This is a genomic window from Rufibacter sp. JT3400010, from assembly GCF_054956755.1.
Map to the genome: position 1 here is coordinate 60,269 of NZ_JBUDXA010000027.1, position 15,812 is coordinate 76,080.

General features: G+C 51.5%; 13 protein-coding genes. 9 read left to right on the forward strand and 4 right to left on the reverse strand.

What is annotated here, in order from left to right:
- Window positions 1-21: 21 nt before the first annotated feature.
- The 3 genes from ACY0JR_RS19035 to ACY0JR_RS19045 form a co-directional block, all read right to left on the reverse strand.
- Window positions 22-870 carry a hypothetical protein gene (locus ACY0JR_RS19035; protein ID WP_462635752.1) on the reverse strand — a complete coding sequence of 283 codons (849 nt, stop codon included), beginning with the start codon at window positions 868-870 and terminating at the stop codon, window positions 22-24.
- 2 nt (window positions 871-872) lie between these two features.
- Entirely contained in the window at window positions 873-2,420 is a 1,548-nt protein-coding gene (locus ACY0JR_RS19040) for a BatA domain-containing protein (RefSeq protein WP_462635753.1), read from the reverse strand.
- 104 nt (window positions 2,421-2,524) lie between these two features.
- Window positions 2,525-3,010 (reverse strand): RNA methyltransferase, encoded by a 486-nt coding sequence (locus ACY0JR_RS19045; RefSeq protein ID WP_462635754.1) that lies wholly within the window; start codon window positions 3,008-3,010, stop codon window positions 2,525-2,527.
- Window positions 3,011-3,281: 271 nt separating this feature from the next.
- Between ACY0JR_RS19045 and ACY0JR_RS19050 the strand changes: the two genes are divergently transcribed.
- The 7 genes from ACY0JR_RS19050 (at window position 3,282) to ACY0JR_RS19080 (ending at window position 12,422) form a co-directional block, all read left to right on the forward strand.
- The gene (locus ACY0JR_RS19050; RefSeq protein WP_462635755.1) at window positions 3,282-4,532 is read left to right on the forward strand and encodes an efflux RND transporter periplasmic adaptor subunit; all 1,251 of its coding nucleotides are present in this window, start codon (window positions 3,282-3,284) and stop codon (window positions 4,530-4,532) included.
- Between the two features lie 11 nt (window positions 4,533-4,543).
- On the forward strand, window positions 4,544-6,025 hold the full coding sequence (locus tag ACY0JR_RS19055) for a TolC family protein (protein WP_462635756.1): 1,482 nt from the start codon (window positions 4,544-4,546) through the stop codon (window positions 6,023-6,025).
- Between the two features lie 425 nt (window positions 6,026-6,450).
- Complete coding sequence (locus ACY0JR_RS19060) at window positions 6,451-7,143, forward strand: ABC transporter ATP-binding protein (RefSeq protein ID WP_462635757.1); 693 nt, start codon at window positions 6,451-6,453, stop codon at window positions 7,141-7,143.
- A 5-nt stretch (window positions 7,144-7,148) separates the two neighbouring features.
- Window positions 7,149-8,390: an ABC transporter permease gene (locus ACY0JR_RS19065; RefSeq protein WP_462635758.1), complete on the forward strand. Its 1,242-nt coding sequence runs from the start codon at window positions 7,149-7,151 to the stop codon at window positions 8,388-8,390.
- Complete coding sequence (locus ACY0JR_RS19070; protein ID WP_462635759.1) at window positions 8,387-9,571, forward strand: ABC transporter permease; 1,185 nt, start codon at window positions 8,387-8,389, stop codon at window positions 9,569-9,571. The genes ACY0JR_RS19065 and ACY0JR_RS19070 overlap by 4 nt, the downstream gene beginning before the upstream one ends.
- A 186-nt stretch (window positions 9,572-9,757) precedes the next feature.
- The gene (locus ACY0JR_RS19075) at window positions 9,758-11,140 is read left to right on the forward strand and encodes a sigma-54-dependent transcriptional regulator (RefSeq protein WP_462635760.1); all 1,383 of its coding nucleotides are present in this window, start codon (window positions 9,758-9,760) and stop codon (window positions 11,138-11,140) included.
- Window positions 11,124-12,422: a sensor histidine kinase gene (locus ACY0JR_RS19080; protein ID WP_462635761.1), complete on the forward strand. Its 1,299-nt coding sequence runs from the start codon at window positions 11,124-11,126 to the stop codon at window positions 12,420-12,422. Before ACY0JR_RS19075 ends, ACY0JR_RS19080 begins: the two co-directional genes overlap by 17 nt.
- 72 nt (window positions 12,423-12,494) lie before the next feature.
- Here the strand turns inward: ACY0JR_RS19080 and ACY0JR_RS19085 are convergent, their stop codons facing one another.
- Complete coding sequence (locus ACY0JR_RS19085; RefSeq protein WP_462635762.1) at window positions 12,495-13,403, reverse strand: DUF72 domain-containing protein; 909 nt, start codon at window positions 13,401-13,403, stop codon at window positions 12,495-12,497.
- Window positions 13,404-13,824: 421 nt separating this feature from the next.
- Here ACY0JR_RS19085 and ACY0JR_RS19090 point away from each other — a divergent pair, with 421 nt between their 5' ends.
- Window positions 13,825-14,664, forward strand: a complete 840-nt coding sequence (locus ACY0JR_RS19090) for a septal ring lytic transglycosylase RlpA family protein (protein ID WP_462635763.1) — start codon at window positions 13,825-13,827, stop codon at window positions 14,662-14,664.
- A 243-nt stretch (window positions 14,665-14,907) separates the two neighbouring features.
- Window positions 14,908-15,812 (forward strand): toxin-antitoxin system YwqK family antitoxin (locus ACY0JR_RS19095; RefSeq protein WP_462635764.1); only part of this gene is annotated, 905 nt, incomplete at its 3' end.

Consider the following 15,812-nt stretch of genomic DNA (forward strand, 5'->3'; position numbering starts at 1 on the left):
GTATTTTCAGAAGTAGTTCTATTAATCAACATCATCACATTCAGAAGCTGTGATTTTGATGAATAACTTGTTGAATTCTTCTTCCATAGGCATCTCTTGATAAGCGCCATTGTATTTCCTTTGATGGTTAGCGCAACTCCACCAACCAAATGTCATAAGTTCAACTTTGGCGTAATCAAGTCTTCTAGGTGAATTTCTTTGCTCTTGGAACTTTGTTTCTAATCTTTCTGGTGCCAGATTTCTCTTCTTCTCTTTCTCTACAAGTTTCTCCCAGGCAGTAAACAAAGTAACCGTGTCTTCTGAAGCTAAGGCATTAACATATTCTTTGCATTCTCCAGAGTAAGGCTTGTTCAGGAGAATGCCAGGGGTTTTATATGCTTCAATAGTCAGTTTACTTAAGGTATATAATTCTTCCAGTTCCTTTGTCTTTAGTTCTTTGATGGTCCTCCAAAAACTGGAAGGTATTAATTGGAGACTCTTTAATCTACTGGTAGCTTTTCTGTAATCAGAGTCCAACTTAGCGCTTTTTCTATTGATATTTTCAATAGTCAACTCATCTGGGTAATCTAAGGTAACGTCTTCTAACTCCAAAACGCTATTAAACTTAAACCATAGGTAATAAGTGTCCTTTAACTGTTGCGCGGAATAAGCATTTGGGTTGAAAATGCCTTTATTCCTACATACTTCTGTTGCCCAAGAAAAAGTATTGGATGAATTGGTTTCATCAGGTGAGGCCAATGTCTGTGTAGTATCAATCCCAGCTATAGGTGCAAAACCTTCAGTAGCTTTTTCCCTCTTGGTTTGGCTGGAGCAGGAAGCCAGAAGTACGCCAATGAATGTTGCGACTAGATAATGGACGATATCTTTCATCGTTAGCTTTGTTTAAAAGTTCTTCTTCCCGCCAGCAGCCGTTCTAAAACCAGCAATAAGGCCATTAATCCCACCAACCACGGTTTCAAATCCAGCATCTCTTCCGTTTTAGGGGCTGTTTCTGAAATATTGCCGGTAAACGCTTTGGGGCGTTCCATTTCTGTCAGTAGAGTACGGGTATCATAACGGGTGCGCCAGGAGTTTTCTTCCGGGAAAAGCAGACGGAGGAGCAGTTCCGGGAAGTGTCCATTGTTGGGCAGTTCGTTCCAGGTGGGGTGAAAGCGGCTGTAGAAGCGGTAATGGGTTTGCAGTGAGTCCTGTTGTTGCGTGAGCACGGGGTTCCCGAAGCCGTCTTTCCACAGAACGGCTGCGCTTGCTTTCTGCGGCGCGGAAGTGCGTTGGTGCAAAGGAATGGGTTGCGAGATGCCGGAGATTTGGAGCCAGCTTTCGGTTTTCTGAATGCGGTCACTGCTTAGGGCGTCTTGCAGCATTTTCAGTCTGTTTCCCGAAAAACGAGTCAGAAAGGGAGCCGAAGGTTCATCGGTTAACCAGAAAACCCAGTCCGGAGCGGCAGATGGGAGCGGCTGGGGTTCAGAAGAAAGACTCAGATCGTAGGCAGCGCCTTTGTAGTCCAGGGCCGTTTGCAGGGCCGCCCGTAGGTACCGCACATCGGCTTGCCGAGACTTGGAGAAACGCACGAAGACTTGCAACTGCTGTTTAGCCAGCGGAAGAGAATTACGCGCACCGTCGAGTAAGGTGAGGGAATCTATAGTGGCATGCGACGTGAACCGGATGGCGGGTGCATCAGGCACGGAGATGGTCTGTCCGGCGACGGGTTTGGCGACTCTTCGCTCCAGAAAGGTGACGCCTTCCGCATCGCTTCGCCCCAGGCGCAGCAGCAATTGCCCCGAGGTGGTATAATACGCCTCCTGCAGCCAAGTGGTAGTTTGCGGAACGCTTACCGGAACCCAGGTGATGCCAGTGCGCATGGTGGGGAACTCGCCGCGGTGATGTCGAAGCAAATCGGTGGTGAAAACCCAGGCTTGGGCGTTGGCGGGCAGACTTCGGTTGAGGACGCGCAGCATGGCCCAGGCGTTGGTAGTGTCCGCAGGGAGGCTATCGGTTTGGAAGGTTTGGAGAGAGGTCCCTTCGTTTAGGGGCATTTTAGGAAAACCGGGCTGTAAACGGTGGATTTGCCAGCCTTTCAGGGCTAAAGAATCTACGGTGGTAGCTATCTGCGGAAGGTAGCGAGAGTGCAACAACGCGGGGTGCAGATAGGCGTGTTTTTCGGGAATGGCAGGAACCTCACGCTTCCAAAAGGGACCGGCTAACACCAAAGCAAGTAGCACCAAAAGCAGGCACCGCAGGAGCAGAAGCCAAGGCTCCGTGAGGCGCAGACTGCTCAATTTCCGGCTCTCAGAAGGCTGAAGCCATTTGATGCTGCCTACCAGCACCGTACGGGGCGGCTTTTTATTCCACAAGTGAATGGCAATGGGCACTGCCACACTAGCGGCGGCCCACAACCACGCCGGGTTCAGGAACTGGAGCAAACTAGAAAAGAAGATTCAAAGCGTAAGACATAAGAACAGAGCCGGTCTGCCCCAACCAAGATAGAGACTGCCGGTTGAAATTCCTAGCTTGCTTAAAACCTCCGCTAAGCGGGCGTAGAATTCCCCTGCGGCAGTTGGGTTTTGAGGTGCCGGTCATACAACATGATAGAACCCGCTGAGGCCACGTTCATGGAGCTGACGCCGGGCAACTGCACCAGGTGGTGACACCGCGCCCGCACGGTATTGGAAAGGCCGTGGTCCTCAGAACCCAACAGGTAAATGCAGCGCTCGGGGTGCTGAAATTGCTCTACGGGTACAGCTTTTTCGTCTAGTTCCACTCCCACCAACTGGCAACTGTAGGGCAGGTGCTGATAGAAATCCTCGAAATCTGAGTAATGGAACAGCGGAATTTCCTTCCAGCTTCGGCCTGTGTCTGAAGCCTGCTTCTTATACCGTCGGCCTATGGTGAACAGGAAACTGGCGCCCAGGATAGAAGCCGACCGCCAGAGCGTGCCCACGTTTTCTTCGGTCTTCGGTTCCATAATTCCAATCCCGAAATATCCTTCATACTGTGCCTTGTTTCGCGCCATTGTGCCGTGCCTCCGCAAAAATATAGCTGCCAAGGTCCGAGGCAAAGATAGCAGTACCATGTTCCTTTCAAGGCAGTTTCTTTGAAATCAGACTGAAAAACATCTTTCCAAAACTTCCTAAAAGCAAGCAGAAGAAATCTGACCACAACTGGAATGGGTGTCCACAACTGGACAGTTTTGTTTATAGCTTATAGACGCAAGTTGCTGCAAATCATTTATTTACCTATTGGCACGTCGCTTGGATAACATCTGCTGTCAAACGTGTAAGAAAATGGACAGAGAATTATCCCAAGCCGTAGTACAGAAAGCCAAACGCCACCATTGGATGAAGGTTGGCGTGGCAGCAATGGCGGTGCTGCTGAGTGTGCTGGCGTTCCGGTCGGTGCTGGAAACCCGGGTGTCCAGGTCCGAGCTTCGGTTCGCGACAGTGGAGGTGGGAGCGGTAGAAGCTTCGCTGACGGCTACGGGAACAGTAGTGCCGGAAAACGAGGAGGTGATCGCCAGCCCCATCCAGGCCCAGATTGAGCGTGTGCTGCACACTCCCGGCGACCACGTAGCCGCTGGTGAGCCGCTGCTGCTACTGGACAAGCAAACCTCCCAGACCGCTTTTGAAAAACTCCGCGATGAGCAGCAACTAAAGCAAAACAAAACCGCCAAGCTGGAAAATGACCTCCAGAAAAACGTGAACCAGCTCCGCTCCCGCTACGCCGTGCAGGAAGTGCGCGTGAAAAGCTTGCAAGCCGCTCTCGCCGATGAACAATACCTGCTCTCCATTGGCGGCGGCACCCAGGAAAACGTGAAAAAAGCCGAACTGGACCTGAAAGTAGCCACCCTGGAACTGGCCCAACTGCAACGCCAAATCAAAGACGAACAGGCCGCTGCCCAGATTGGCCGAAGAGAAGTAGGCTTTGAGCTGGAAATGCAACGCCGCGACATAGGGCAACTGCAGCGGCAACTGGCCCAGGCCGATGTGAAAGCCGTGCGCAAAGGCGTAGTTACCTGGGTGAATGAGGAAGTAGGTGCCACGGTAAACGCCGGTGACCCGCTGGCTCGTGTAGCTGACTTGAGCAGCTTTAAAATCAAAGCCACCATTGCTGATACCTACGCCGAGCAAGTGAAAGTAGGCGGGCCTGTCACGGTGCGGGTAAACGACATAGACTTGCGCGGCGAAGTAGCCAGTGTGCAGCCCAAAGTGGAGAACGGCATCATCACCTTCTATGTGCGCCTGCAGGAGAAAAATCACCAGGCTTTGCGGTCTAATTTACGAGTAGAGGTGTTCGTGCTCACTGATTTTAAACCCAATGTGCTGCGCGTCAAAAACGGACCTTTCTTCACCGGAGCCCCAGAGCAGGCCGTGTTTGTGGTGCAGGGCGACAAGGCCGTACGCCGCATGCTAAGAACCGGTGCCAGCAACCTAGATTACGTGGAACTACAGGGCGACATAGCTGCCGGCGAACAGATTATTCTCTCCAACACCAAGGAGTACGCGCAGCTGAAGGAAATTCATTTGACTGAAGACTAACTCTCCAAGCCATGAAAAAGACTCTATTATATATAGTGTGGGTGAGTTTCTTCGGCGCGCACTTGGCGCAGGCCCAAACCAACTCTTCCAGTCCTGAAATTGCCCGCCAACTAACACTGCAGGAAACCATTGACCTGGCGCTTTCTTCCTCTACGGCGGCTAAGCAAGCCAGCACGAATAAGACTAGCAGCTACTGGGAGTACCGTACCTTCAAGGCAGATTATCGCCCGCACCTCACGCTCAGCGGTACTTTGCCAGATTTTTCCCGCAGCATTGTGCCCGTGATTCAGCCAGACGGCACTACAGATTTCAGGGCCGTGTCCATCAGTAATTCAGATTTGGCTTTATCGCTGAGCCAGTCGGTGGGGCTTACGGGCGGGCAGGTGTTCATCTCCTCGCAAAGTCAGCGGTTCGATGATTTCAACCAAGGAGTACGGCGCTACAATTCCTTTCCGGCCGTCATCGGGTTCAAGCAACCCATCTTCGGCTACAATGCCCTAGCCTGGAACAAGAAAGTAGAGCCACTGCGCTTCCAGGAATCGGAACGGCAGTACCTGGAAGACCGCGAAACGCTGGCTACCACCGCCACGCAACGGTTCTTTGACGTGCTGCTGCAACAGGTGAATTATGAAATTGCCTCTAAAAACGTGGAAAACAACCAAGCCCTGTTTCGGGTAGCTGAAGAGAAATTCCGGCTGGGCCGATTGTCGAAGAACGAACTCCTGCAACTGCAACTCAGCCTGATGAACGCGCAACTGGCCCAGGCGCAAGCTTCCACCGAGCTGAAAACCGTGGTTCTGCAATTTGCCGCCTACGTGGGTCTGCCGCAGGGCGAAAAAGTAGCGGTGCTGGCGCCCAACCATGTACCGGCCCTGGAAGTGAACGAACAAGCCGCCCTGGAGCAAGCCCGCCGGAACCGAAAGGAACGTTTCCAATACGAGCGCAAAGTGCTGCAGGCCCAACAGCAAGTAGCCCAGGCCCGTGGCAAAGGCGGCTTCAACGCTGATTTGTACGCCACCTTCGGGCTCACTAAAAGCGCCAACAACTTCTCTGAAAGCTACGCTCAACCCGAAAACCAGCAGCAAGTCATGCTGGGCTTCAACGTGCCCATTATGGATTGGGGCCGGCAGAAAGCGAGCGTGAAAACGGCCCAAGCCCAGCTTCAATTGACGCAGTACACCGTGGAGCAGGAGCAGACCGCCTTTGAGCAGAGCGTGTTCACGCAGGTAAACCAGATTGACCTCCTCAAAAAACGCCTCCAGATTACCGCCTCCGCCGATTCCATTGCCCAGGAACGCTATGACATCACCAAAGCCACCTTCCTGGTAGGCCGCATCAGCATCACCGACCTGAACATCGCCCTCCAGGAAAAAGACCAGGCCCGCCGCTCCTATATTGCAGCGTTGCAGGATTTCTGGGTTGCCTATTATCGCCTCCGAGCCCTTACTTTATATGACTTTGAACGCGGCGTTCCGCTGCTGGCGGAGAAATGAAAAGTGGTGGTTTGGGGTTGTTTTTATGAAAGCGGGTCTAAAATCAGAGAACACGCATTTCGTCCCCCTTTGAAGGGGGTAGGGGGATGACAAAGGAGGAAGAAGAACTTGAACAGTCAGTAAATTATGAACAGAATAATGAACCTCGGGAAAGATTAATCAGCACTGTGGCGCGGAAGTTACTTCCGTGACTAACTGAAATATCAAAAGAAAGGCACGGAAGTAACTTCCGCGCCATAGCAAGAATCACGGGAATGTAGTAATCAGCAAAAGTGAATCATCCCCCTACCCCCTTCAAAGGGGGACGAAGAAGTACCAAGCTCAAACGGATTAAAGCTTGTTTTCCGGAAAGCAGGCTCTAAAGGAGAGAATAGCACATCAGCACATTAACGCATTAGCACATTAAAACATCAGCACATTATACTATGATACAGTTACAAGACATTGAAAAAGTCTACCGCACCAAGACCATTGAAACGGTAGCCCTCAACCGCGTGAACCTACAGGTGGAACGCGGAGAATTCGTCTCCATCATGGGGCCGTCTGGTTGCGGAAAATCTACGCTGCTCAACATCATGGGGCTGCTGGACGAGCCTACCGCTGGGTACGTGGCCATTGATGGACAGCCGGTGAAAACCCATTCAGACAGTAAGCTGGCCAAGCTGCGCAATGAGAAGATCGGGTTCGTGTTTCAGAGCTACCATTTGATTCACGACCTGAGTGTGGTGGACAATGTGGAGCTGCCTTTGCTATACCGGAAAATATCTGGCGGAGAGCGGCGCAAGCGGGCCTTGGCGGCGCTGGAGAAAGTGGGGTTGAGTACCCGCACGCGGCATTTCCCCAGCCAATTATCGGGTGGGCAGCGGCAGCGGGTGGCTATTGCTAGAGCTTTGGCTGGTGAGCCGGAGATTATTCTGGCAGATGAGCCTACCGGGAACCTGGACAGCGTCATGGGCGAGGAAATCATGGACATTCTGCTGCGCCTGAACCGCGAGGAAGGCACTACCATTGTGATGGTGACGCATGATGAGCACATGGCTCATAAAACTAACCGGCTCATTAGGTTCTTTGACGGGCAGCAGGTGGCGGATTCTTTGGTACTGGAAGCGCAAATCTAAAAGCCATGTTACGGAACTACATAAAAATTGCTTGGGCGGTGCTGCAACGGCGCAAGTTCTTCACCTTCATCAGCCTCTTCGGGGTCAGTTTCACCTTGATGGTGCTCATGGTGGTGACCTCGCTCTTTGACCACGTGTTCGGGCCGCAGATGCCGGAGCGGGAGACTGACCGGTTGCTGTTTGTGAACAACCTGCGCGAGGAACAGGGCGAAGGCTACAGCAGCAGCGGACCACCCAGCTATTACTTCCTGGACCGGTATGTCCGGCGCATGCAAACGCCCGAGAAGGTCTCCATCAACTCGGTGTTTACCCCGGTCAACAGCTACATCCATAACAAAAAGCTGGCGCTGGATATCAAGCACACCGACCAGCAGTTCTGGGAGATTCTGGACTTCCACTTTCTGGAGGGAAATCCCTTTGGGGCGCAGGAAGTGAAGAACGCCAGCCGGGTGGCCGTGATCAACCAGACGACGCGCAAGAACTATTTCGGGACGGGGCCGGCCCTGGGGCAGACCATTGAGGTGGATCAGGTGAAATACCGGGTCATAGGCGTGGTGGAAGACGTGCCGGTGCTGAGAATCAATTCCTACGCCGATGTCTGGGTGCCCATCACCCTCAAAAGCCAGGAATTTAAAGACACCGGCCTGCGAGGCGGCTTTTTTGCCACCATCAAAGCCCGGCAAGCGGCAGACATTCCTAAGATAAAGGAAGAATATGCCCGCATCATCCAGCAGGTGAGCCAACTTAACCCCAAAGAAAAGAAGCAGGTGCACTCCTACCCAGATACCATCCTGGAAAGTTTCGCCCGTAACTTCTTAGGCAGCGGCAAAGAAGACAAAGTAGGTTTTCTGTACACCATGTTAGCGCTGGCGGCCTTTCTGTTCATGCTTTTGCCTACCATCAACTTGGTGAACATCAACATTAGCCGCATCATGGAACGGTCTTCTGAGATTGGCGTGCGCAAGGCATTTGGGGCTTCGTCCAATACCATCATCGGGCAGTTTGTAGTGGAGAATGTTTTCCTGACGCTCTTGGGTGGCTTGCTGGGGTTTCTGCTCTCAGCGGGGGTGCTGGCGCTGATCAATGACAGCGGCATTATCATCTACGCGCAACTGGGGTTGAATCTGCGGGTGTTTGCCTGGGGGCTGCTCCTGTGCCTGGTGTTCGGGTTGATTTCTGGGGTGTACCCCGCTTTTAAAATGTCACGTTTACACGCCGTTGAGGCACTGAGAGGAGGCTCCAAATGATACGCCATTTATTCAAACTGATCTGGAACCGGAAGAAAAGCAACTTCCTGCTCATTACTGAAATGTTTTTCTCGTTCATGGTGCTGTTTGCCGTCATCAGCTTTGTGCTCTACAACTACCATAACTATAAGAAACCGCTGGGCATTAACCACCAGAACGTGTGGCAGCTATCCTTCCGGTCCAACGCAGATTCCCTGGGTCAAGCTAAGGCCATACAGGAGCAGATGATACAACGCATCAAATCTTTCCCTGAGGTGGAGGCTGCCTCTCTTGCCCACAACAACGTGCCCTTTGCGTTTAGTAGCTGGACCATAGATGTTTCTTACGGAAACAAAGAATCGGTGGAAACCAATAATTACGAGGTGCAGGATGCCTACAAAGACGTCTTCCAGTTGACGGTGGACCAGGGACGGTGGTTCGGGCCGCAGGATGCCGCTGCGCTCCATGCCTCCGTGGTCATCAACCAGGTGTTGAAAGACCGGCTGTTTGGCGAGGAAGAAGCACTGGGCAAACAGGTTAAGGTGGATGATTCTACCAGTTATACCGTGGTGGGCGTGATGCCCCATTACCGCGCAGACAGTGAGTTTGCCGTAGAGGAACCCGCGCTTTTCCGGCGCATCAACCTGGAGAAAGCCAAGCCCGACCAGCTGTACTCCAGTTTGCTCATCAAGGTAAAACCGGGCACCGGCGTGGCCTTTGAGGAGAAAATGGTGCGCGAGCTGTCACGCATCGCCAAAGACTGGACCATTGAGGTGACCACGCTGGAGAAAATGCGTCAAAGCAAAGCCAAAGTAACCACGGTGCCCATGGTGGCCATGGCCGTAGTGTGCGGTTTCCTGATTTTTAACGTGGCCCTGGGCTTGTTTGGGGTGCTGTGGTACAACATCAACCGACGTTATTCAGAGATTGGCCTGCGCCGGGCGCTGGGTGCTAGCGCCAAACAAATCCGGAACCAGTTTGTGGGCGAAGTGCTGGTGATGGCCACCTTCGGGTTGCTACTGGGTTTGGTATTAGCAGTGCAGTTCCCGTTGTTACAAGTATTTCAGCTTTCCGCCAGTATTTACTGGGAAAGCATTGGTGCCGCCGCCTTCCTGATCTTCCTGCTGGCCACCATCTGCGCGGTGTATCCCAGCTACCAAGCCTCCAAAATCTTCCCTGCTGTGGCCTTACATGAGGAATAATGCTTGTTTTCTGAAAACAGGCCCTAAACACACAAACCTGTGAGGTCTGCAAGACCTCACAGGTTTTCCAACGGTAGACCTCGTAGTGTGCGCAGCTCCTACGAGTATCTCTACCTAATCCATTTTTCTGCTTCTTTTTCAAAAAAGGCCCAAAAACACTACCTTCACTTACTGCTTCAAGAACCCATGATCCTGATTATTGACGATGACGTAGCCGTACGGGCTTCTTTAAGTTTGTTGCTCAAACAAGCTGGCTACGCTACGGCCCAGGCCGCCGGACCCGAGGAGGCGTTGCAAGTAGCGGCCAAGCAAATGCCCCAATTGGCCCTCATGGACATGAACTTCTCGATGGAAACCACTGGTGAAGACGGCCTTCAGTTACTGGGTCAACTGAAGCAGCTGTACCCGGCCATGCCGGTGATCTTGATTACCGGTTGGGGCTCCATCAATCTGGCCGTAGAAGGCCTCAAAGGCGGTGCCGCCGATTTCATCACCAAACCCTGGAACAACGAGGCTCTGCTGCAATCCATCAAAACCACGCTAGAACTGGCCCAACCTATGACCGAGGTTTCTTCCGGGAAATTGACGCGCAAACAGCTGGACGAGCAGTATGATTTCACAATGATTGTGGGCGAAGACCCTGGTCTGCTGCAAGTGTTACGCAACATAGGCCAAATCAGCGCTACAGATGCTTCGGTGCTGATTGAAGGCGATAGCGGCACGGGCAAGGAGCTCATCGCTGAGGCTATTCACCGGAATAGCCATCGGAAGAAAGCGCCTTTTGTGAAAGTGAATTTGGGCGGCATTTCGGCTAGTTTGTTTGAGAGCGAGATGTTCGGGCATCGCCGCGGCGCATTCACTGATGCCAAGACTGACCGCGTGGGCCGCTTTGAAATGGCGAACAAAGGCACCATTTTCCTGGACGAGATTGGCGAACTAGATATGAGCAGCCAGGTGAAGCTGCTGCGCGTGCTGCAAGACCGCACCTACGAGGTCCTCGGCGACAGCCGTTCTAAAAACCTGGACATACGGGTGGTCTGCGCTACCAACCGCAATCTGCAGGAAATGGTAGCCGAAGGGAAATTCAGGGAAGATCTGTATTATAGAATCAACCTGATCACGGTGAAGTTGCCGGCGCTGCGTGAGCGGAGTCAGGACATTCCGCGGCTGGTGCAGCATTTCGTGAACAACCTCAAGAAAACGTACCATAAACAGGAACTGCAGGTGAGCAACAAAGCCCTGAAATGGCTGCGCGAGCTGCCTTTGCCGGGTAACATCAGGGAGTTGAAGAACCTGGTGGAGCGTACGGTGCTGGTCTCTGGCAAAAGTCTGCTGGAAGTAGAGGATTTCCAGAACCAGTTACAGGGCGGTTCCCGGAAACTAGACGAGAAACTGCTGCCCTCGGTGGGGGCTATGACGCTGGACGAACTGGAGGCCAACATGATTAAGAAGTCCATGGCGTATTACAGCAACAATGTGAGCAAAGTAGCCAAAGCGCTGGGCGTAAGCCGCGGGTCATTGTACCGCCGGTTAGAGAAGTTCAATATTCCGTATGACGCTGCGGAGTAAGTTTATTTTGACGGCGGCGCTGCTGTATGCCGCCATGTTCGTGCTGGCCTGGCAACTGCTCGCGTACAATAAAATCATGTTTGTGGTGGCGGAGGTGCTGATTCTGGTCAGTCTGATCTTAACTGCTAGGCTTTACACCGCGTTTGTGCGACCGCTTAACCTCATCGCCGCCGGCGTGGAATCCATCAGAGACCGTGATTTTTCCATCAAGTTCATGGAAACAGGCCAGAAAGAGGTAGACCAGCTCATTCAGGTGTACAACCAGATGATGGACGAATTGCGGCAACAGCGCGTGACCCAAACCGAAAAACATTTCCTGCTGGAACGCCTGATTGAGGCCTCGCCCTCGGCCATCATTCTCCTGGATACCTATGACCGGGTGGCGGGCCTGAACCCGGCTGCGGCCGTACTGCTTCAGACCTCAGGGAGAGACGTGGTGGGAAAGCCTCTGGAGGAACTGCCTAGCCATTGGGGCAACTCGCTGGGAAAACTACCTAAAGATGAGCAGCGCGTGATCAGACCCAACGGCATTCAGACGTATCGCTGCCGAAAAATCAGGTTCCTGGATAAAGGCTATCACCGTTACTTTATTCTGGTGGAGGAACTCACGCAGGAACTGCTGGAGAAAGAGCGCAACGCCTACGAGAAACTGATCAGGATGATGTCGCATGAGATCAATAACTCCATTGGCGCAGTCAATTCCATTCTCCACTCCTTCTCGTACTTCGCGCCCCAACTCAACGAAGACACCCGCCCAGACTTTGACGAGGCGCTGCAGGTCTGCATTACGCGCAACCAGAACCTGGCCGGCTTTATGGCCAACTTCGCCAATGTAGTCCGAATTCCGCCGCCAGTGAAGCACCCCACAGACCTGCACCATTTGCTGCACAGCATTCACCGGTTAATGCTGCCCAGTTTTGAGCGGAAGCAAGTGACCTGGAAGTGGGAATTAGCTGATCAGATACCGTTTGTGGAGCTGGATGTACAGCAGATGGAACAGGTGCTCATTAACGTAGTGAAGAACGCTTTGGAAGCGACGGAGGAAGGAGGCTGGGTATGTATAAAAACCATCGCTTCGCCCCTGCAACTCCTGATTCAGGACAATGGAAAACCTATCACCCCTGAGGTGCAGGAAAAGCTGTTCTCCCCATTCTTCAGCACCAAAGCCAACGGTCAAGGTATTGGGCTCACTATGGTACGGGAAATCCTGCTGCACCACGGTTTTCGGTTTACCTTACAAAGCGGTGCCGATGGCTTGACTACGTTTCACATTTTGTTCTGAAAGTAGATTTTAGGCCCGTTTACTGAAAAGTGGGTTCAAAACAGGATTGGTAAGCGTATTAATAGAACGAACTTAAAACAATTGTCCCTGCACGAACTGTTGCACCCTTTGGGGTTTTGGCAAATGAAGGCCGGTACGTTTCTCCAGTTCTTCGGTCAGGTAGACCAATGCAGGTGGTGCGTGCATAATATCTTTCTGGTGCATGAAGAAGTAGACGGTTTGCAAGCCCTGTTCCAACCATTGGTGCAGCCTATCTGCCCAGGCCTGTAAACGGGTGTAATCTGATGGCACCAGACCATGCCCGTTAAACCGAATCATAGCGGTAGCCGTGGTGAGGCGCATGTGCAGCACGTCTCGGCGACCGGCTACATCGGTAATAATAGTAGTGATTTGTCTTTCGGTCATTGTGTCAAAGGCCTTCTGCGTCACCTTAGACTCTTTAAACCAGTTCTCGTGCCTGAACTCAACCGCCAACGGCACCTCCGCCGGAAAGTGTAACAGGAACTGTTCCAACACAGGCCACTCATCTGGCCCGAAAAACGGCGGCAGTTGCAGAAAGGCCATTCCCAGGCTGGAACCTAGTCCCAAAATAGCATCGCAGAACAGCTTGGTGGGCTCGCCCACGTTCTGTAGCAGTTGATCATGGCTGATGATTTGCGGCAACTTGGGGCAAAACACAAAGCCAGGCGGCACCGCCTGTTTCCAGCGGGCAATAGCACTGCTGTCTGGAATGCGGTAATGGGTGGTGTTCATCTCCAGCGTGTTGAACTGCCGGGCGTACCAATACAGCAACTGGGCATCTTGCGCTCCCGCCGGATAATAGGAACCAATCCAGGGTTTATTTGTCCAGGTGGGGCAGCCGAGATAGAGATTAGGGCGCGTAGGCCGGGCCGCCCTGACTAGTACCTGCTGCGTAGTCGGATGGTCTGGCGGCAAACGGAAGTCTACGTTCTTAATGTCTGGAAGGCGACCAAAATCCATACAACTGAATATTAGTTTCTGTCTATGTAACTGCTAATTCAGTAAGCATTTTACTTGTTTTTTGAGGGGAACGCTAAGTTTTTAAGAAAAAAATTATTTTTATTTTTGAGTTTTTATTTTTCTAAGGCTAAAACGAGGGTGTGGGAGTGTTGCTTTAATCCTATTAAGGTCTGAAAAAACAGGCATACGGCTCTTAAAGCTGTAAATTTGATGTCGCTAATATTGCAAAATTGGCATACCAGATTTTATGAAATAAGTTATATAAGTTAAAATATAGTTTGCACATTTTAATAAAAGTACATAATTATTTTAATTTTTTATAGGTCTATCATAGCCCCATTATGACATGGTTGCTTGGTGGTAAGAAAATTACCCCTACTTTTGTGGTCTTGAAATTGATGTTCCACCAACAAAACCTGAAATGGGGATACAGAAAATTTGCTATACGCTCACCGTTCTTTCAGTCTTTTTCTTCAGTTTTACGCTAACCGCCCAAGGGCAGGAAATAGGCGATAAACAAAAAGGCACGGCATCCTGGTATGGAGCCAGATACCACGGTCGGCCTACCAGTAGCGGAGAACTTTACAATCGTCATAAACTTACGGCAGCGCATAATGAACTTCCTTTAGGAAGTAAAGTTAGAGTTACCAATGTGGCCACCGGCGAAAGCGTGGTGGTGAAAATTAACGACCGCGGCCCGTTCAGCGGAGCCCGCATCATAGACCTCTCAGAGGCGGCCGCCCGTAGAATCAACTACCGCAAACACGGCCTAGCCAAAGTAACCGTTGAGGTGATTGACCTGCCAGACGCGTTTCTGGCCAGCAGGGCTAAGCTGAAGAAGCAAGAAGAGGAAGAAAAAGCCGCCTTGGCAGCAATTATTCCAGTGAAGCCTGTTCTTACCGTTTCTGGGATGGGCCCCTTGGCTGAACCTGTGCACGTTTCGGCCACCACTATTCCTAGCCCGGTTGCTCCTGTGTTAGCGCAAACCCAGTTCTTCGCGGTACAGGCCGGTTCTTTCGAGAATTTGGACAACGCCGAAGCACAGGTAGAGCAAATGCGCAGGTTTTACCAGAAAATGCCTATTGCGTTGGTAGAAGAAAATATCAACGGTCAGTTGGTACACCGCGTCTTAGCAGGCCGGTTCGTTTCTAAAGCCACTGCTGAGCAAGCTCGTAAAGACCTGTGGAAAAAAGGCGTCACCGGCTTAGTGCGGTCTCTGCCCGAACCTGTTCTTCTGGCCAGTGCGTCTTCCGCTGAATAGGTTTCCTTTACTTCCTACTCCGTTTACGTTCTCTTTCGCAACTACTCAGTTGTTTGTATTTTTGGTCTGATTCAAGAAAATCAGGTTAAAAACAGCCATTGCTGAATTTTATTTGCCGTGATTTGTTCTTCTTCACAAAGCAGCTCTCAAAGGCAATTTCTGCCAGAGAAGGGCTGTATACCAATTGCGAAGCCGAAGGCGTTATAATCAAAATTCAGAAAGTAGAAGTCTGCTATGGGTAAGATGAGAATCTGGGCAAAGGTGCTGCTGTGTAGCCTTGGCATTATCTGGGGACTCCCGCAAGAAAGCCAAGCCCAAATCATTGGCAAGGAAAAGAAGAAGCTGTTTTTCTGGCAGAAAGACAAAGTGACACTGGCGTCTGTTACGGCAGATACGGCCGTCCTGAATGATTCCCTGGCAAAACCTTCCTTGGCCACCGCTGCAGCCGACAGTGCTTTAGAGGCGAAAAACAAAAAAGACCAGAAAAAGGAGTCTAAAAAGAAAAAGACTTACTTCGGCTATCGGGTTAAAAAAGGGTTTGCCCGGCAGGGAAAAGGTAATAACCAGATAGTAGAGACCTTTTACTACCTGCGCGAGTACAAAGAGCCAAACCCCTATGTGCGGGACAAGCATTATTTTGACGTAAAAAAGCGCAAGATATTCAGAGCCGCTACTTTAGACCCTTCCAAAACCCAGATGCTTATTCTGCACGGGCCATATACTAAAATGCGGGGCGATGTAGTAATTGAGCAAGGCTACTTCTATGTAGGAACCAAACACCTGCGGTGGGAAACCTTCAGGCCAGACAGCACCCTTACCCAGCGGCAGCATTATGAGAAAGGCTTTTTGCGCGATGCGGTGATTTCCTATTATGATGCCGCCAAGACCAAGATCAAAGAAGTGATTCCCTACCAGTACGGACAAGTGCAGGGCGAATACTACAAGTTCTACGAAAACGGCCAGTTGGAATGGCAGGGAACCTATGACAAAGGCCGCAAAGTAGGTACCTGGATCAATTTCTACGATTTCCGGGGCCGCCGCCAGTTTGAGTTTGAATACGCTGAGTCGGCCTTCGACAAACCCATAGAGCCCGTTCTGGTGAAACAGTACGACCGCCACGGCACGCTGGTATTCGAAAAGAAAGATAA